This window comes from Gilliamella sp. HK2 (genome assembly GCF_001690265.1).
Taxonomy (GTDB): Bacteria; Pseudomonadota; Gammaproteobacteria; order Enterobacterales; family Orbaceae; genus Gilliamella; species Gilliamella apicola_C.
In genome coordinates this window covers 1-662 of record NZ_LZGV01000116.1, presented here as the reverse complement: position 1 = coordinate 662, position 662 = coordinate 1, and the positions used below count along the sequence as shown (strand labels likewise).

Sequence of the window (662 nt, the reverse complement as noted above, 5' to 3'; positions counted from 1 at the left end):
AAATCCATTGACCAACATTCACCTTGTTTATTGGGGACTAATAACCTTTCTGGGTATCGTGGAGGAATGCGTTTTTTACGCTTTACCCTGAGATTAAGCTTTAATTCACAATACACCCGATATACCAGTTTATGATTCCATTGATAGCCGAGCTTTCTGATACGATTAAAACATTTAGGAAAACCCCAGCGTAAATGCCGGTCTGTGACAGTATTCAACACCGAAATAATCACGGAATCATCCTGAAACTTAGGTTGGTAATAGTAAGCACAACGGCTTAAACCAACAATGGCACAACTCATCGTAATAGTGACTGAATGATTTTGTTGTAGTTGCTGTGCCCACGTTTTACGTGCCTCAGTTGGCACTAAAGCTTTTTTATGATTTCTTCCTGAAGCTGGGATTTTAAGCTCAGTTCGGCAAACATCTGCTTAAGCTTGCGGTTTTCAGCCTCAAGCTCCTTTAAGCGTTTGATATCCGACGTTTCCATACCGCCATATTTTTCCCGCCATTTATAAAAAGTTGAATTACCCATGCCATATTTACGACAGAGTTCCTTGACAGGAATACCTGCTTCAGCTTCTTTTAAAATAGCTACGATTTGATGTTCAGTCATTTTTTTCATAATTGAATCCTCTTTTACTTTTATCATAGAGAATTTT

At 38.5% G+C, this 662-nt stretch carries 1 protein-coding gene and 1 pseudogene; both read right to left on the bottom strand.

Going from position 1 to position 662, the window contains the following annotated elements; genetic code table 11:
- A pseudogene (locus A9G45_RS13510) lies at nucleotides 1-368 on the bottom strand (IS3 family transposase); the annotation flags it as partial.
- A partial coding sequence (locus tag A9G45_RS13505) for a transposase (RefSeq protein WP_141673707.1) occupies nucleotides 368-662 on the bottom strand: 295 nt, incomplete at its 5' end. The gene A9G45_RS13505 and the pseudogene A9G45_RS13510, both read right to left, overlap by 1 nt.